Here is a 16341-nt window from a genome sequence, read left to right as displayed (position 1 = left end):
GGTCCCTTCCAAGGCTCTCGGCCCGGAACATACACGGCCGCCATCCAGCCGCGCACAAAGGCGGACGGACGGCGCGTCAGTCCGCGCCGCCGGTCCGCCTTTCGGGCCTACGCCCGTTCGGGTTCCGGCACCTGCCGGGGTGTCAGGACACCACCGCGGGATCGGCGGGGTCGGCCGTCCGCCGGAGGGCCGGGTCGTCGGCCCCGTCGCCGCCGGCGATGCCGCGCCGCTTGGACACGTAGACCGCGCCGATGATGATCCCGATGGCGAGGACCGCGATGACGGCGCGGACCGGGGCGCTGGCGTCGTCCCCGTAGCTGAACTGGACCACGGCGGGGGCGATCAGCAGGGCCACCAGGTTCATCACCTTGAGCAGCGGGTTGATGGCCGGGCCGGCGGTGTCCTTGAAGGGGTCGCCGACGGTGTCGCCGATCACGGTCGCGGCGTGCGCCTCGCTGCCCTTGCCGCCGTGGTGGCCGTCCTCCACCATCTTCTTCGCGTTGTCCCAGGCCCCGCCGGAGTTGGCGAGGAAGACGGCCATCAGGGTGCCGCAGGCGATGGATCCGGCGAGGAAGGAGCCGAGCGCGCCGACTCCCAGCGAGAAGCCCACGGCAATGGGGGTGAGCACGGCGAGCAGGCCGGGGGTGGCGAGCTCGCGGAGCGCGTCCCTGGTGCAGATGTCGACGACGCGGCCGTACTCGGGCTTCTCCGAGTAGTCCATGATCCCGGGGTGCTCGCGGAACTGCCGGCGGACCTCGTAGACCACCGAGCCGGCCGAGCGGGAGACGGCGTTGATGGCCAGTCCGGAGAACAGGAACACCACGGCGGCGCCGAGGATCAGCCCGACGAGGTTGTTGGGCTGGGCGATGTCCAGGCTGAGGTTCATCTCCCCGGCCTTGGCCCCGACGTCCTTGACGGCGGCCGCGATGGCGTCGCTGTACGAGCCGAAGAGCGCGGCCGCGGCCAGCACGGCGGTGGCGATGGCGATGCCCTTGGTGATGGCCTTGGTGGTGTTGCCCACCGCGTCGAGGTCGGTGAGGACCTGGGCGCCGGCGCCCTCGACGTCGCCGGACATCTCGGCGATGCCCTGGGCGTTGTCGGAGACCGGGCCGAAGGTGTCCATGGCGACGATGACGCCGACGGTGGTGAGCAGGCCGGTGCCGGCCAGGGCGACGGCGAACAGGGCGAGCAGGATGGAGGTGCCGCCGAGCAGGAAGGCCCCGTAGACGCCGAGTCCGATGAGGAGCGCGGTGTAGACGGCGGATTCCAGGCCGATGGAGATACCGGCCAGGATGACGGTGGCGGGGCCGGTGAGCGAGGACTTCCCGATGTCGCGGACGGGGCGCCGGGTGGTCTCGGTGAAGTAGCCGGTGAGCTGCTGGATGAGGGCCGCGAGGACGATGCCGATGGCGACGGCGACGAGCGCGAGGACCCGGGGGTCGCCGGAGTGGTTGGTGATGGCGGCGCTCTCGACGCCGGCGAGCTCCTTGTAGCTGGCCGGGAGGTAGGCGTAGACGGCGACGGCCACCAGCACCAGGGAGATCACCGCGGAGATGAAGAACCCGCGGTTGATGGCGGTCATGCCGTTGCGGTCGGTGCGGCGGGGGGAGACGGCGAAGATGCCGATCATCGCGGTGACCACGCCGATGGCGGGGACGATCAGGGGGAAGGCGAGGCCGAGGTCGCCGAAGGCGGCCTTGCCGAGGATCAGGGCGGCCACCAGGGTGACGGCGTAGGACTCGAAGAGGTCCGCGGCCATGCCCGCGCAGTCTCCGACGTTGTCGCCCACATTGTCGGCGATGGTCGCGGCATTGCGCGGATCGTCCTCCGGAATGCCCTGTTCGACCTTGCCGACCAGGTCGGCGCCGACGTCGGCGGCCTTGGTGAAGATCCCGCCGCCGACCCTCATGAACATGGCGATCAGGGCGGCTCCGAGACCGAACCCCTCCAGGACCTTGGGGGCGTCGGCCGCGTAGACCAGCACCACGCAGGAGGCGCCGAGCAGGCCCAGGCCGACGGTGAACATGCCGACCACGCCGCCGGTGCGGAAGGCGATCCGCATGGCCTTGTGGGAGACGTCGGTGAGGTCCTTGGCGGGTTCGCCCTCGGCCGGGGTGGCCTCCCGGGCTGCGGCGGCGACCCGGACGTTGGCGCGTACCGCCAGCCGCATGCCGATGTATCCGGTGGCGGCCGAGAACAGCGCGCCGACCAGGAAGAATGCCGAACGCCCGGCCCGTTGCGACCAGTTGTCGGCGGGCAGCAGGAAGAGCAGGAAGAAGACCACGACGGCGAAGATGCCGAGGGTGCGGAGCTGCCGTCCCAGATAGGCGTTGGCGCCTTCCTGGACGGCCGCCGCGATCTCCTTCATGCGGTCGGTGCCCTCGTCGGCGGCCAGCACCTGGCGGACCAGGATCTGGGCGACGACGAGTGCGGCCAGTGCGACGGCCGCGATGACGATCACGATCAGCCGATTTTCATCGGTCAGGACCGCGGATGCAGTGGGGGTGAAGAGCCCCGTCATACGTCCTCCTTGACGTGATGAGCTCAAGATGTGGACGGATTGTAGGGAGCCCGACCCGATCAAAACAGTGCGCGGGAAACGGAATTGGCCGTCGGATGGCCTTCACCAAAAGATCGCGTCACGCTAATGCGCTCGAAAGTGGTAATGGGGCAAAAGCATTGACGCGCGGTCATGGATCTCCGGGGCAACCGGAAAAAACGATGAAGGCCCTGCTCAGCAGGGCCTTCATCGTTTATGAATAAGAATGATCTACGGGAGTTCGGAGGCTCCGGCGGTGGGCCAGCTCATCCGGATGACTCCGCCCGAATCACCTCGGGTCACCTCGACGTCGTCGACCAGTCCGCGGATCACCGCGAGACCCATCTCGTCCTCGCCCTCGGTGTCCGGGTCGACCGCCGCACCACCGGCGGAGGACCCGCCGGCCGGGGTCGGGACATCGTCGCCGACCTCGATGGAGAACACCTTCTCCTCCTCGGTGAGCAGCACCCTGACGGGCTCGGCCACCCCGCTGCCCCGGTGCAGCCCGACGGCGCGGGAGCAGGCTTCGCCCACGGCGAGGCGCACCTCGTCCAGAACCGCCTCCTCCACCCCGGCCCGGCGGGCCACCGCGGCCGCGACGAGTCGGGCCGTCCGGACATGCTCGGGCTGGGCGCTGAAGCGGAGTTCAACGGTCGCCATGTACTCCCCCTCGGACTACGGGCGTGCTGACAGGGGCCCGGGCCCTCACGGCCCGGCGCCCCCGCTACTGCGTCGGGAGCCGTCAGTCGGTGGCGGCGACGGCCTCGTCCACCGAGGTGTGGATCGGGAAGACCTTGGTCAGGCCCGTGATCCGGAAAATCTTCAGGATGCGCTCCTGGTTGCACACCAGACGCAGCGAGCCCTCGTGCGCACGGACGCGCTTGAGGCCTCCCACGAGCACACCGAGGCCGGTGGAGTCGAGGAAGTCCACTCGCTCCATGTCGACAACCAGGTGGTAGCTGCCGTCGTTCACCAACTCGACCAACTGCTCGCGCAGCTTGGGCGCGGTATACACATCAATCTCGCCACCCACCTCGACGACTGTGCGGTCGCCGACAGTGCGAGTCGACAGGGACAGGTCCACGGATCCTCCAGCACCTTGCTATCGAGCGGCGCCCCCCAGGGGCCTCCCCACCCGAAGGTAGTGGAGGGATTGGCTGCCGCAATGGCATTCAATCACTTACCGGCAGGCGCGCACGACGCCTTGGGTCCATTCTCCCCGACCGCGGTGACACACTCGGAGGCAATGGCCAGTACTCACCGCCCCGGTCGGCCCACGGCCGCGACGGACCCACGACCAGCCCCCGGTACGGTTCTGAACCGGCTCTCAGGGGGGCAGAGCCGGGCTGCGCGCATCACCCATACGGAGCATCTGCCCCCTCGGGAGGGCCGTCATGCCCTCTGGCCCGACCGCATCCGAACGGATGTCGTAGCCGCGATCCAGGCCTCCGGCATCGAACATCCGTGGGAACACCAGGCCGCCGCGGCCGAGCACGCCCTGGACGGGACCTCGGTGGTGGTGGCCACCGGCACCGCCTCCGGCAAGTCGCTGGCCTATCTCGCCCCGGTCCTGTCCGCCCTCGCGGAGGGCGCCGAAGCCCCGAACGGCCGCGGGGCGACCGCCCTGTACCTGGCCCCGACCAAGGCCCTCGCCGCCGACCAGCGCCGCGCCGTACGGGCCCTGGCCGCCCCCCTGGGCCATGCCGTGCGGCCCGCCGTCTACGACGGGGACACCCCCGTCGAGGAACGCGAGTGGGTCCGCCAGTACGCCAACTACGTGCTCACCAACCCCGACATGCTGCACACCGGGATCCTCCCGGCCCATCCCCGCTGGTCCTCCTTCCTGCGCGCCCTGCGCTACGTGGTGATCGACGAGTGCCACACCTACCGGGGCGTCTTCGGCTCGCACGTCGCCCAGGTCCTGCGCCGGCTGCGCCGGCTCTGCGCCCGCTACGGCTCGGATCCGGTGTTCCTGCTGGCCTCGGCCACCGCCGGCGACCCGGCGGCCGCCGCCGGCCGGCTGACCGGCCTGCCGGTCACCGAGGTGGTCGACGACGCCTCCCCGCGCGGGGAGGTGGTCTTCGCCCTGTGGGAGCCGCCGCTCACCGAGCTCGCCGGCGAGCGGGGCGCCCCGGTGCGGCGCACGGCCACCGCCGAGACCGCCGACCTGCTGACCGACCTGGTCGTCCAGGGGGTCCGCACGGTGGCCTTCGTCCGCTCCCGGCGCGGCGCCGAACTGATCGCCCTGATCGCCCAGGACCGGCTGGCCTCGGTGGACCGCTCGCTGCCCGGCCGGGTGGCCGCCTACCGGGGCGGCTACCTGCCCGAGGAGCGGCGGGCCCTGGAGCAGGCCCTGCACTCCGGCGACCTGCTCGGCCTGGCCGCCACCACGGCCCTGGAGCTGGGCGTGGACGTCTCCGGCCTGGACGCCGTCCTGATCGCCGGCTACCCGGGCACCCGGGCCTCCCTGTGGCAGCAGGCCGGCCGGGCCGGACGGTCCGGCCAGGGCGCCCTGGCCGTGCTGATCGCCCGGGACGACCCGCTGGACACCTACCTGGTGCACCACCCGGAGGCGGTGTTCCAGCGGCCCGTGGAGGCCACCGTCCTGGACCCGGACAACCCGTACGTACTCGCCCCGCACCTCTGCGCGGCGGCCGCCGAGCTGCCCCTGACCGAGGCCGACCTGGCCCTCTTCGGCCCGGCCGCCCCCGGGCTGCTGCCCCAGCTGGAAGCCGCCGGACTGCTGCGCCGCCGCACCGGCGGCTGGCACTGGACCCGCCGGGAGCGGGCCGCCGACCTGGCCGACATCCGGGGCGGCGGCGGCCGACCGGTGCAGATCGTCGAATCGGGCACCGGCAGGCTGCTGGGCACCGTGGACGAGTCCGCCTCCCACACCGCCGTCCACGAGGGCGCGGTCCACCTGCACCAGGGCCGCAGCTATCTGGTGCGCCGGCTGGACCTGGAGGACTCGGTGGCCCTGGTGGAGGAGGCCGACCCGCCCTTCTCCACCACCGCCCGGGACACCACCTCCATCGCGGTACTGGACACCGAGGCCGAGATCCCCTGGGGCGCGGCCCGGCTCTGCTACGGCTCGGTGGAAGTCACCAACCAGGTCGTCTCCTATCTCCGGCGCAAACTGATCACCGGCGAGGTCCTCGGCGAGGCCAAACTGGACCTGCCGCCCCGCGTCCTGCGCACCCGGGCCGTGTGGTGGACGGTCACCGAGGACCAGCTGGACGAGGCCCGGATCAACCCGGAGATCCTCGGCGGCGCCCTGCACGCCGCCGAGCACGCCTCGATCGGCCTGCTCCCGCTGTTCGCCACCTGCGACCGCTGGGACATCGGCGGGGTCTCCGTGCCGCTGCACCCGGACACCCTGCTGCCCACCGTGTTCGTCTACGACGGGCACCCGGGCGGCGCCGGATTCGCCGAGCGGGCCTTCCACACGGCCCGCCAGTGGCTGACCGCGACCCGGGACGCGATCGCCGCCTGCGAGTGCGAGGCCGGCTGCCCGTCCTGCATCCAGTCCCCCAAGTGCGGCAACGGCAACGACCCCCTCCACAAACGCGGCGCCGTCCGCCTCCTCAGCCGCCTCCTCTCCGAAGCCCCCCAGAACCACCCCCAGGAGTAGCCACCCCCGGGACTAGCCACCCCCGACCGCCCGGCCGCCCCTCGGGCTCCGCAGACCTGGGGGCTCCCGGGATTCCCCGGGCGCCGGGGGTTCCGGCGGCGCCAGCGAGCCCGGAAGGGCCAGGGGCTCCGAGGGCGCCCGGGAGTCCGGCGGTGCCGGGGACTCCGGTGGTGCCCGGGAATCCGGCGGTGCCGGGGGTGTCGGAGGGTCCTGGGGTGGGCCGGCGCGGGCTTGGGATGGTGGGTCGAAGGGGCCCGCTGCGACTCTGACGGTGATCTCCGCGACCTCTCCCGCCACCACGCAGCCGGTCACCCTGGCGCCCTGCTCCTGGGCCACCCGGCCCGCCGCCGCGCACGCCGGGCCGGGCCCGTGGGCCCAGGCGGCGGCCGCCGCGAGCGCGGCCAGGTCCGCCGCGGCCGCGGCCCGGTGCCGGGCCACCACGGCCTGCCCGAGCAGCAGGACCCCGCCGAAGACGGCCGCCAGCACCGTGCACACCAGCGTCGCCCAGACGGTCGCCGAGCCCCGGTCCCGGCTCATGGCGGCGCTCCGACGCTGTCCTCGGCCAGCGCCACCGCCCGGGCCCCCAGCCGGACCGGCAGCCGGTCCGGCCCGGGAGCCGGAGCCGCCACCCGCACCACCCAGAGGTCCCCCGCGCGCTCCACCGCCACCTCGGCGCCCTCCGGGGCGGCGGCCCGGGCCGCCGCCTCCGCCTCGGCGACCGGTTCCGACCTGGCCGCTGCCCTGGCGCCGGCCCTGGCCGCGTCCACACAGCGGATCTGCGCGGCCGCCGCCATCAGCGCCCACACCAGCAGGGCCGCGAAAAGGACCAGGGCCGGAATCACCATGGCCGCCTCCGCCGTGACGAATCCGCGGTCGGCTGCCCTCCTTCGCTCAGAAGGGCACATCGAGCGCCTTTCCGATCGTCGACTGAAGGGCGCCGGAGACCACTTCACTGGTCACGACCTTGTACAGAACGGCCGCGAACGCGCAGGCGGCGATCGTCCCCATCGCATATTCCGATGTCGACATCCCGGCGTCCCCGGAGCGGCCGGCGAACGCGTCCCGAAGACGAATCCAGATGATCCTCATGACAACCTCCTGTGATTTTCTGTTCTTGATGTGATTTCAGTTACCGGAGAGCAGTCCGGAGGCCATTCCGATCACCACCGGTGCCACTCCCACGACCAGAAAAGCGGGCAGGAAACAAAGGCCGACCGGAGCGGTCACCCATACCGCCGCCCGCTGCGCGCCCGCCGTGGCCCGCCGGGCCCGCTTCTCCCGCAGGACGGTCGCGAGCCGGGAGACCGGTTCGGCGGCCGGGGCCCCGGTGCGGGCGGCCCGGGCCAGGCAGTCGGCCAGTGCTCCTGCCCCGGGGACCTCGGCCAACCGGCCCCAGCTGTAGCCCGGTTCGCCGCCCAGCCGGAGTTCCGCCCCGGCCAGCGCGAGCCGGTCCCCCACCGGCCCGCCGAGGGACTCGCCCACCACTTCGGCGGCTTCCACCGGCCCGGCACCGGCCGCGAGGCAGGCGGCCAGCAGATCAGCGGCCAGGGGCAGTTGCCGCTCGGCCTCCCGGGGGCCCGCCCGGGCGTCCCGCTCGGCCCGCCACCGCCGCCACCGCCGCCACCGGTCGGGGCGCCATCGCGGCCACCCCGCTCCCCGGCCCCCGTCGGAGCCCGGTCTCCGGGCCTCGCCCGGGACCGCCCCCGGCGGGAACATCAGCGTCGCCCTGCGCCGGACCGTCCGCCGCCGGACCGGTCCGGCACGCCGCCCCGAGCACCACAGCCATCCCGGCCACATCAGCACGACCAGCCCGATCAGGCCGATCAGCCACAGCAGCCCCATCGGCACCGGGGCCACCGACAGCATGGACGGTGACGGAACCGCTGTCCCCAGCCTGTGGATGACGGATCCGTGCATCACATGCCTCCCATGCGGACGATCCGTCGGCACCAGAGCAGCCCCAGCCCCTCCAGAACCGCCCCCACCACCAGGCACACCGCTCCCATCGGGGTGTGCAGCAGGATCCGCAGCGGATCCGCGCCCAGCCCGGTGCCGATCAGCAGGCCCACCAGCGGCAGCAGCGCCAGCACCACGGCCGTGGACCGCGCCCCCGCCAGCTGGGCCCGCAGCGATTCCTCCCGGTCCCGCTCGGCCCGCAGGGCCTTCTCCAGCCGCTCCAGTCCCGCCGTTAGCCCGGCGCCCCCGTCCACCGAGACCCGCCAGCAGGCCGCCAGCCCGGCCAGCCCTTCGGCGCCCGGCTCGCGGGCCGACTCCCGCAGGGCACCCGGCACATCCCCGCCGAAAGCCGCCGCGGCCAGCACCGCGGTCTCCTCCGCCCCGATCCCGCCCATCCCGCCCATCCGGCGGATCGCGGCCGTCAGCGCCTGGCCGGGCTGGGCCCCGGCCCGCAGCTCCGCCACGGTCGCCCCGCACAGGTCGACCACCCCGGCCGCCCGAGCCGTCCGGTCCCGCTCCCGGGACCGGGCGCGTAACCGGGAGCGCACCACCGGCACCGCCGCGATCCCCAGCAGCACCGGCAGCACCGAGCCGCCCAGCAGGCCCACCAGGGCCCCGGCCCCCAGGCAGGCCCAGTCCGGCCACCGGCCGGACCGCACCCGGACCGGCACCACCAGCCGCTCCCACCAGGGCCGTTGCCCGGATCCGCCGGGGGCCGCCCCGGCCACCATGAGCCGGGCCCGCCCGCTCGGCCCGCCCGCTCCTGCCAGCAGCCAGACCGCCGCCCCGGCGCAGAGCACCGCCATCCCCGAAGCCGCGCCCGGGCCCGGCGGACTCACGGCGCACCGCCCAGCAGCGGGCCGAGCCGCTCCCAACCGCGCTCGCGCACGAATCCCCGGGCGCCCCAGCGCAGTGCGGGCACGGTGACCACCAGCCCGGCCGGGTCCCGCTCCAGTACGTGCACCTCGGCCACCCGGCGCTGTCCGCCGCGCTCCCTGACCAGATGGACCACCAGATCGAGGGCGGCGGCCAACTGGCTGTGCAGCGCGGCCCGGTCGAGCCCGGCGGCACTGCCCAGGGCCTCCAGACGGGCGGGGACATGGGCGGCGGCGTTCGCGTGGACGGTGCCGCAGCCACCTTCGTGCCCGGTGTTGAGCGCGGCCAGCAGATCCGCCACCTCGGCCCCGCGCACCTCCCCCACCACCAGTCGGTCCGGCCGCATCCGCAGGGCCTGCCGGACCAGGTCCGCGAGGGTGACCTGGCCGGCCCCTTCCTGGTTGGCCGGGCGGCTCTCCAGCCGCACCACATGCGGATGGTCCGGGCGCAGTTCGGCGGAGTCCTCGGCCAGCACGATCCGTTCGCCCGCGCCGACCAGTCCCAGCAGCGAGCTCAGCAGGGTCGTCTTTCCGGTGCCGGTGCCTCCGGAGACCAGGAAGGAGAGTCTGGCCTCGACCATGGCGGCGAGCAGCCGTCGGCCACCGGGCGGCAGGGTGCCCGCCAGGGTCAGCTCCTCCAGGGTGAAGGCCCGCGGCCGGACCACCCGCAGGGAGAGGCAGGCCGAGCCGACCGCCACCGGTGGCAGCACCGCGTGCAGCCGGGTGCCGTCGGGCATCCGGGCGTCCACCCAGGGCCGCGCGTCGTCCAGCCGCCGGCCGGCCACGGCGGCGAGCCGCTGGGCGAGCCGGCGCACCGCCTCCGCGTCGGCGAAGGTCACCCCGGTGAGCTCCAGGCCGCCGCCGCGGTCCACCCAGACCCGGTCGGGGGCCGCGACCAGGACATCGGTGACGGCCGGATCGGCGAGCAGTGGTTCCAGGGGGCCGGCGCCGACCAGCTCCGAGCGCAACTCGGCCGCCGTACCCAGCACTTCGGTGTCCCCGAGGAGTCGGCCCTGGGCCCGGAGGGCGGCCGCGACCCGGGCCGGGGTGGGTTCGGCCCCGCTTTCGGCGAGGCGGGCGCGGACCGCGTCCAGCAGTCCGGCGCTCATGACGGCACCGCCGGCCCGGGCGCCAGCGCCCGCCGCCAGAACCCGTCGCAGAAGCGGGCCAGCGGGCCCCAGACGAAGGTGCCAGGCGGCTCTCCCCTGGCCAGCCATTCGGACACGCCGAGCTCCACCGGCATCTCCCCGGCCAGCGGCAGCCGCAGCAGTCCCGCCACCTCGTCCGGGTCGAGCTCGCCGGCCAGTCGGGCCCGCACCACCACCCGGACGTCCCGGGCCAGCCCCTGTAGGGCGTCGGCGACCCGGCCGGCCGCGGCCACCGACCGGAGTTCCACCGGGATCACCAGCAGCACCAGGTCCAGTTGGGCCAGCGCCTCGGCCGCCACCTCGTCGACCCGCCGGGGCAGATCGACCACCACCACCCCGCCGCGCCGTCGGGCGGCGGCCAGCACCGAGCGCATGGCCGCCGGGGGAACCAGCACCCGCTTGCCGCGGTCCCAGCTGAGCAGCCGGAGCGCGTGCAGCTCCGGCAGGGACTCCTCCAGGGCGCCGGCGGCCACCCGGCCGCGCGAGGCGGCGAAGTCCGGCCAGCGCAGCCCCTCCGCCCCCTCGCCGCCGAGCAGCACATCGAGACCGCCGCCGAACGGGTCCCCGTCGATCAGCATGGTCCGCTCCCCGGAGCGGGCGGCGGAGACCGCCAGGGCGCAGGCGAGGGTGGACGCGCCGGCCCCGCCGCTGCCCCCGATCACCCCGACGGCGAGGGCGGGCCGGCCGGCCCCTTCGGCCACATCGGCGATCCGGTCCACCAGCCAGTTCTCGGAGTACGGCAGCCGGATGACCTGCTCTGCGCCGATCTCCACCGCGCACTGCCACACCTGGGGATCGTCGGTGCCGCTGCCCTCGCCCCGGCCGACGAGGAACACTCCGCCGCGCCGGGGCGCGCCGCGCAGCCGGCCGCCCGCGTCCTCGCCGACCAGGACCAGCGGGGCGTCCACCCAGCCCGCGCCGCCCGGCGGCCCGGCCCCACCGGCCCCGCCCGCCCCACTGGTCCCACCGCTCCCTTGCGGCCCGCTTTGCTCTGGCACCGCATGGTGCACATGGGGTTCGGCGCCCGCGGCCGCGCACAGCCGCAGCAGATCGTCCAGCAGCACCGGGTCCTCAGTGATGATCAGTGGCCTGCCGGCACCGGGCACCGGCCACTCGGACACTTCGCGGGAGATGTTTCGCGCCACGATCTCCACCCCCTTCTCACGGCAAATCCGTTGACCGCGGACTTCGCGGTCGGAATCACCGTGACGCCATCCCCGAAATCAAGTGGATCTTGCTCCACAACTGTGGATAGCGAACACCCTGTGAATAACTCGATCACCCCTGGAGGTGAGTTCCAGAACGTCCGGGAACCACTACACAGAGTGACGAGTTCTGGGGAGAGGAAGGCCCGCACGACGCGAGCCACACACAGGAGGAGGGCCGGAAGATGAGGATCCAGAGCCGTCGATCGGGACACGAACCGCGTCCGGACATGCGACGACCCCCGCCGGGGGGGAGAGCGGGGGTCGTCCCCACGGCCGACTCGGGGGGGGGAGGAGTCGGACCGGGTTAGCACGGTCGCGAACGATCCGTGACTTCCATGGTGTACCCGAGAGCCTTCTCAGGCAAACCCACGCGCCACACCTTACGCCGAATGGTGGGCACATATGCTCGGTGCGTGGATAACCAGTCCTTGTCGCACTCCTCGCCCCGTACCGCCGCCTTCTTCGACCTGGACAAGACGGTCATTGCGAAGTCGAGCACACTGACGTTCAGCAAGTCCTTCTACCAGGGCGGGCTGATCAACCGGCGGGCGGTCCTGCGCACCGCCTACACCCAGTTCATCTTCCTGGCCGGCGGCGCCGACCACGACCAGATGGAGCGGATGAGGGAGTACCTCTCCGCCCTCTGCAAGGGCTGGAACGTCCAGCAGGTCCGGGAGATCGTCGCCGAAGCCCTGCACGACCTCATCGACCCGATCATCTACGACGAGGCGGCCTCCCTGATCGAGGCCCATCACACGGCCGGCCGCGACGTGGTCATCGTGTCCACCTCGGGCGCCGAGGTGGTCGAGCCGATCGGCGAGATGCTCGGTGCCGACCGGGTCGTCGCCACCCGCATGGTGGTGGGCGAGGACGGCTGCTTCACCGGCGAGATCGACTACTACGCCTACGGCCCCACCAAGGCGGAGGCGGTGCGCGAGCTCGCCGAGTCCGAGGGCTACGACCTGTCGCGCTGCTACGCCTACAGCGACTCGATCACCGATGTGCCGATGCTGGAGGCGGTGGGCCATCCGCACGCGGTGAACCCGGACCGGGCGCTGCGCCGCGAGGCGCTGGCCCGGGACTGGCCGGTGCTGGTGTTCAGCCGCCCGGTCCGGCTCAAGCAGCGGCTGCCCGGGCTGTCCATGCCGGCCCGTCCCGCGCTGGTCGCGGCGGCGGCCGTCGGGGCGGCCGCGATCACCGCCGGGCTGGTCTGGTACGCGAGCCAGCGGCGCCGCGCCGTCTGACCTGCCGGTCCTGCCCGCCCGGCGGACCCACCCGGCCCGCCTGCCCGGCTTGCCCGGCCCGCCTGAACCGCCTGACCTGCGGGAACCGGATTCATCCGATTCGCCACCTGATCATCCCGAAAGTAAAGAACCGAGCGGAAATAGAGCGAGGGGTTCCGCTTCCTCCGGGTTAGAGGTACAAAGGATTCACGGCCCGCGAGACCAAAGGACATCCGAGAGGATCATCTTTAGAACGCAGCAAGGCCCCACGGACCGAAGCACGAACGCCGAGCACCCACGCGACGTCGACCCGTCGATTACGGGCCAGCCGCACCAGGGACCGGGCAGAGTTCCCGACCTGATGGGCAACTATCGAGGACGCTTGGTAACTGGGCGCGAGTGCCAGCGGCGACACCATGAGTACGACGGTGTCGCCGCAACCCGTTTCCGGGGCCGCGCCGGCCGAACCACCGCCGACCGGAACCGCCCCGGTCAGGCCGCGCCGCGCTGCAGCGCCTCGCAGACCGCCGTGGACTCCCGGGCCCCGAGCTCGATCGCCCGCCCGCAGTGCGCGATCCAGGCCGCCATTCCCTCCGGCGTCCCCGAGACATAACCCTCCAGCGCGGCGACATAGGCCGCCCGGCCCTCCTCGGCGTGCCCCACCTCGGCCGGACACACCGCCTTGGGGTCCAGCCCGCTGTTGATCAGCACGATCCGCTCGGCGGTCCGCGCCACCACCCCGTTGTACGAACCGAACGGCCGCAGCGCCACCAGTTCCCCGTGCACCACCGCGGCGGTGACCAGCGCAGGAGCGGACCCGCCCGCGATGATCAGCCGGGACAGCCCGTCCAGCCGGCCCGCCACCTCCGCGGCCCCCGGCAGCGGAAGCTCCACCAGCGGCTCGTCCACCGGCTCCCCGGCCAGCCGGGGCCGGCCCACCACATCGCCCGCGACGGCGGAACCCGCGGCGACCAGGTGCAGCCGCGCCAGCACCCGCAGCGGGGACTGCCGCCAGATGCTCAGCAGCTGACCGGCCTCCGCCGTGGTGCGCAGCGCCCCGCCCACGGTCCGGGCCTCGGACTCCGAACCGAAGTCGGTGCGTCGCCGCACCTCCTCCAGGGCCCAGTCGGCCCCGGACAGCGCCGCGCTGCCGCGCGCCCCGCGCAGGGCCGCCTCGGCGGCGATCTCGGCGCTGCGGCGGCGCATCACCCGGTGTCCGTAGACCCGGTCCACGGCCTTGCGCACGGAATCCACGGACTCGGCCACGCCCGGCAGGCCCGCGAGGGCGGCGAGCGGATCGGCTGACGTACTCATAAGCAGGGAGCCTACGCACTGCCGCCCCATAGCACCGACCCCACCTTCGAGTGGTCTTCTTCACTCACCTTGACCACGCAAAGCCACCGTGGCACTACGCTAGGTGAACATGAAGATCGCTTTCGTGGGGAAGGGCGGCAGCGGCAAGACCACGCTGTCCTCGCTCTTCATCCGTCACCTTGCCGCCAACGAGGCCCCGGTGGTCGCGGTGGACGCCGACATCAACCAGCACCTCGGGACCGCCCTCGGGCTGACCGAGGAGGAGGCCGCCGCGCTGCCCGCGATGGGCGCCCAGCTCCCGCTGATCAAGGACTACCTGCGGGGGTCCAACCCGCGGATCGCCTCCGCCGAGTCGATGATCAAGACCACCCCGCCCGGGGCCGGCTCCCGGCTGCTGGGGGTCCGCGAGGACAACCCGGTCTACCGGGCCTGTGCCCGCGAGCTGGTCCTCGACGGCGAGCCGGTCCGGCTGATGGCCACCGGCCCGTTCACCGAGTCCGACCTCGGGGTGGCCTGCTACCACTCCAAGGTCGGGGCCGTGGAGCTCTGCCTGAACCACCTGGTCGACGGCCCGGACGAGTACGTGGTCGTCGACATGACGGCCGGTTCGGACTCCTTCGCCTCCGGGATGTTCACCCGGTTCGACATGACCTTCCTGGTCGCCGAGCCGACCCTCAAGGGGATCTCCGTCTACCGCCAGTACAAGGAGTACGCGCGGGACTTCGGGGTGGCGCTGAAGGTGGTCGGCAACAAGGTGCAGGGCCCGGAGGACATCGAGTTCCTGCGCGCCGAGGCGGGCGAGGACCTGCTGGTGACCGTCGGGCACTCGGACTGGGTGCGGTCGATGGAGAAGGGCCGCCCGCCGCGCTTCGAGCTGCTGGAGGCGGACAACCGGATGGCCCTGCAGGCCCTCCAGGACGCGGCCGAGGACTCCTACGCGCTCCGGGACTGGGCCCGCTACACCGAGCAGATGGTCCACTTCCACCTGCGGAACGCCGAGAGCTGGGGCAACGCGAAGACCGGGGCCGACCTGTCGGCGCAGGTCGACCCCGGATTCGTCCTTGGCGCTACTCCGCTTCCCGCTCCTCAGCCGGCGTGACCGCCGCGGGCGCCGAGGGGGCCGGGGACGGCGCCGGGCCGGAGGCCAGGAACTTGGCCCAGCCCTCCTTCGGCGCCTGGCCCACGTCCAGCGTGCGCATCCACTCGATGTGCCGGGGGTCCTGGGCGTCCAGCCAGTCGGCGAGCTCCCGGAACGGCACGCAGCGGACGTCCTTCCGGTTGCAGACGGTCTCGATGGTCTCCTCGATGGCACGCATGTAGGTGCCGCCGTTCCAGGACTCGAAGTGGTTGCCGATGATCAGCGGCGCGCGGTTGCCGCTGTAGGCCCGCTCGAAGGCCTGGAGCAGGCCGTCGCGCATCTGGTTGCCCCAGTAGGTGTGCTGGGAGGGGTCGCCCTGGGAGGTGGTCCCGGACTGGTTGACCATGAAGTTGTAGTCCATGCTCAGCGTCTCGAAGGCCCGGCCCGGGATCGGGACCAGCTGGAGCGGGATGTCCCACAACCCGTCCGTCTTCTTGGGCCACTGCTGCTTGCTGATGCCGCTGGAGTCGTAGCGGAAGCCCATGTCCTTGGCCGCGAGCATGAAGTTCTTCTGGCCTTCGAGGCAGGGGGTGCGGGCGCCGATCAGTTCCTTGTCGTAGTCGAAGGGGAGGGCCTTCTCCCCCTTCAGTCCCGCGTTGGTCTTCCAGTTCTTGACGAAGGACTTCGCCTGTTCGATCTCGCTCTTCCACTCCTCCACCGACCAGGTCCCGACCCCACCGTCGGGTCCGCAGAAGTGGCCGTTGAAGTGGGTGCCGATCTCGTTGCCCTCCTGCCAGGCCTCGCGGACCTGGGTGGCGGTGTCCTTGATGCCCTGGAGGTCGCCGAAGCCGATGTCGGAGCGGCCGGAGGCGTGCTGGGGAGCGGTGTAGAGCGAACGCTTCTCCTCCGGGAGCATGTAGACCCCGCTGAGGAAGTAGGTCATCCGGGCGTTGTTCTCCCGGCCCACCTTGCGGAAGTGCGAGAACAGCTTCTGGCTGTCCTCGCCGGCGCCGTCCCAGGAGAACACCACGAACTGCGGGGGCGTCTCCCCCGGGGCCAGCTTGGCCGGGGTCCCGGCGTGGGGCTGGGCGCCGGTGTAGGAGGTGGAGCCGTCCCCGATCAGCCGGAGCACGCTGCCCGGGGCCGGTACGGCGGGTGCCGCGGGCCCCTTCTTCGCGCCGGGCCCGCCGGCCGGCACCGGGCCGCCCGGTGCGGGGGCGCTGCAGCCGGCCAGCCCCAGCGCCAGGGCCGTGGCGACGACCAGGCCGCCGGCGATCTTCTTCGTGACGGCCATGTTCCGACCACCTCTGCCTCGGGGTTCCCGTGCGGGACTTCCGGGGCGCAACGTCCCATGCGGTCTTCTTTTAGG

The 16341-nt window shown here is 72.9% G+C and carries 15 protein-coding genes; 3 read left to right on the top strand and 12 right to left on the bottom strand.

What is annotated here, in order from left to right; all coding sequences use genetic code 11:
* Positions 1–142: 142 nt before the first annotated feature.
* The 3 genes from ACZ50K_RS17870 to bldG form a co-directional block, all read right to left on the bottom strand.
* Positions 143–2521, bottom strand: a complete 2379-nt coding sequence (locus ACZ50K_RS17870; RefSeq protein ID WP_468903719.1) for a sodium-translocating pyrophosphatase — start codon at positions 2519–2521, stop codon at positions 143–145.
* A 249-nt stretch (positions 2522–2770) separates the two neighbouring features.
* Entirely contained in the window at positions 2771–3199 is a 429-nt protein-coding gene (locus ACZ50K_RS17865; RefSeq protein ID WP_468903717.1) for an ATP-binding protein, read from the bottom strand.
* Between the two features lie 82 nt (positions 3200–3281).
* The gene (gene bldG, locus ACZ50K_RS17860) at positions 3282–3623 is read right to left on the bottom strand and encodes an anti-sigma factor antagonist BldG (RefSeq protein ID WP_004571875.1); all 342 of its coding nucleotides are present in this window, start codon (positions 3621–3623) and stop codon (positions 3282–3284) included.
* An 81-nt stretch (positions 3624–3704) separates the two neighbouring features.
* Here bldG and ACZ50K_RS17855 point away from each other — a divergent pair, with 81 nt between their 5' ends.
* Positions 3705–6170, top strand: coding sequence for a DEAD/DEAH box helicase (locus ACZ50K_RS17855; protein WP_468903716.1), 2466 nt, complete (start codon positions 3705–3707; stop codon positions 6168–6170).
* Positions 6171–6182: 12 nt separating this feature from the next.
* On the opposite strand, the gene ACZ50K_RS17850 is transcribed toward ACZ50K_RS17855, so the two are convergent.
* Genes ACZ50K_RS17850 through ssd form a run of 7 tightly spaced genes read right to left on the bottom strand, consistent with a single transcriptional unit; the run spans position 6183 to position 11294 of the window.
* Complete coding sequence (locus ACZ50K_RS17850) at positions 6183–6707, bottom strand: Rv3654c family TadE-like protein (protein ID WP_468903714.1); 525 nt, start codon at positions 6705–6707, stop codon at positions 6183–6185.
* Positions 6704–7075: a TadE family type IV pilus minor pilin gene (locus ACZ50K_RS17845; RefSeq protein ID WP_468903711.1), complete on the bottom strand. Its 372-nt coding sequence runs from the start codon at positions 7073–7075 to the stop codon at positions 6704–6706. Before ACZ50K_RS17845 ends, ACZ50K_RS17850 begins: the two co-directional genes overlap by 4 nt.
* Entirely contained in the window at positions 7062–7259 is a 198-nt protein-coding gene (locus ACZ50K_RS17840; protein ID WP_468903709.1) for a DUF4244 domain-containing protein, read from the bottom strand. The genes ACZ50K_RS17845 and ACZ50K_RS17840 overlap by 14 nt, the downstream gene beginning before the upstream one ends.
* Positions 7260–7295: 36 nt before the next feature.
* Complete coding sequence (locus ACZ50K_RS17835; protein WP_468903707.1) at positions 7296–8036, bottom strand: type II secretion system F family protein; 741 nt, start codon at positions 8034–8036, stop codon at positions 7296–7298.
* 50 nt (positions 8037–8086) lie between these two features.
* Positions 8087–8932 carry a type II secretion system F family protein gene (locus tag ACZ50K_RS17830; RefSeq protein ID WP_468903706.1) on the bottom strand — a complete coding sequence of 282 codons (846 nt, stop codon included), beginning with the start codon at positions 8930–8932 and terminating at the stop codon, positions 8087–8089.
* 29 nt (positions 8933–8961) lie between these two features.
* A complete protein-coding gene (locus tag ACZ50K_RS17825) occupies positions 8962–10110 on the bottom strand; it encodes a TadA family conjugal transfer-associated ATPase (RefSeq protein ID WP_468903704.1) in 1149 nt (382 codons plus the stop codon).
* Positions 10107–11294 (bottom strand): septum site-determining protein Ssd, encoded by a 1188-nt coding sequence (gene ssd / locus ACZ50K_RS17820; protein WP_468903701.1) that lies wholly within the window; start codon positions 11292–11294, stop codon positions 10107–10109. The genes ACZ50K_RS17825 and ssd overlap by 4 nt, the downstream gene beginning before the upstream one ends.
* A 452-nt stretch (positions 11295–11746) precedes the next feature.
* Between ssd and ACZ50K_RS17815 the strand changes: the two genes are divergently transcribed.
* Positions 11747–12601, top strand: a complete 855-nt coding sequence (locus ACZ50K_RS17815; RefSeq protein WP_468903699.1) for an HAD family hydrolase — start codon at positions 11747–11749, stop codon at positions 12599–12601.
* A 471-nt stretch (positions 12602–13072) separates the two neighbouring features.
* Here ACZ50K_RS17815 and ACZ50K_RS17810 read toward each other — a convergent pair whose 3' ends face one another.
* On the bottom strand, positions 13073–13894 hold the full coding sequence (locus ACZ50K_RS17810; RefSeq protein ID WP_468903697.1) for a Fic family protein: 822 nt from the start codon (positions 13892–13894) through the stop codon (positions 13073–13075).
* 109 nt (positions 13895–14003) lie between these two features.
* Here ACZ50K_RS17810 and ACZ50K_RS17805 point away from each other — a divergent pair, with 109 nt between their 5' ends.
* Complete coding sequence (locus ACZ50K_RS17805; RefSeq protein ID WP_468903695.1) at positions 14004–14993, top strand: ATP-binding protein; 990 nt, start codon at positions 14004–14006, stop codon at positions 14991–14993.
* Here ACZ50K_RS17805 and ACZ50K_RS17800 read toward each other — a convergent pair.
* Positions 14962–16266, bottom strand: a complete 1305-nt coding sequence (locus ACZ50K_RS17800) for a polysaccharide deacetylase family protein (protein WP_468903693.1) — start codon at positions 16264–16266, stop codon at positions 14962–14964. The two genes, ACZ50K_RS17805 and ACZ50K_RS17800, sit on opposite strands and share 32 nt — an antisense overlap.
* Positions 16267–16341: the final 75 nt, after the last annotated feature.

The sequence above is a fragment of the Streptomyces sp. NPDC033845 genome (assembly GCF_055576225.1).
The sequence above is the reverse complement of the archived record's forward strand: the minus strand, read 5'-3'. Positions and strand labels throughout refer to the sequence as shown.

Bases quoted from the DNA above. Each gene is read 5' to 3' on its own strand.
- ACZ50K_RS17810 (WP_468903697.1), bottom strand. From the start codon at position 13,894: ATGAGTACGTCAGCCGATCCGCTCGCCGCCCTCGCGGGCCTGCCGGGC.
- ACZ50K_RS17800 (WP_468903693.1), bottom strand. From the start codon at position 16,266: ATGGCCGTCACGAAGAAGATCGCCGGCGGCCTGGTCGTCGCCACGGCC.
- ACZ50K_RS17825 (WP_468903704.1), bottom strand. From the start codon at position 10,110: ATGAGCGCCGGACTGCTGGACGCGGTCCGCGCCCGCCTCGCCGAAAGC.
- ACZ50K_RS17815 (WP_468903699.1), top strand. From the start codon at position 11,747: ATGGTGGGCACATATGCTCGGTGCGTGGATAACCAGTCCTTGTCGCAC.
- ACZ50K_RS17865 (WP_468903717.1), bottom strand. From the start codon at position 3,199: ATGGCGACCGTTGAACTCCGCTTCAGCGCCCAGCCCGAGCATGTCCGG.
- ACZ50K_RS17805 (WP_468903695.1), top strand. From the start codon at position 14,004: ATGAAGATCGCTTTCGTGGGGAAGGGCGGCAGCGGCAAGACCACGCTG.
- ACZ50K_RS17830 (WP_468903706.1), bottom strand. From the start codon at position 8,932: ATGGCGGTGCTCTGCGCCGGGGCGGCGGTCTGGCTGCTGGCAGGAGCG.
- ACZ50K_RS17840 (WP_468903709.1), bottom strand. From the start codon at position 7,259: ATGAGGATCATCTGGATTCGTCTTCGGGACGCGTTCGCCGGCCGCTCC.
- ACZ50K_RS17870 (WP_468903719.1), bottom strand. From the start codon at position 2,521: ATGACGGGGCTCTTCACCCCCACTGCATCCGCGGTCCTGACCGATGAA.
- ACZ50K_RS17835 (WP_468903707.1), bottom strand. From the start codon at position 8,036: ATGCTGTCGGTGGCCCCGGTGCCGATGGGGCTGCTGTGGCTGATCGGC.
- ACZ50K_RS17855 (WP_468903716.1), top strand. From the start codon at position 3,705: ATGGCATTCAATCACTTACCGGCAGGCGCGCACGACGCCTTGGGTCCA.
- ACZ50K_RS17850 (WP_468903714.1), bottom strand. From the start codon at position 6,707: ATGAGCCGGGACCGGGGCTCGGCGACCGTCTGGGCGACGCTGGTGTGC.
- ACZ50K_RS17845 (WP_468903711.1), bottom strand. From the start codon at position 7,075: ATGTGCCCTTCTGAGCGAAGGAGGGCAGCCGACCGCGGATTCGTCACG.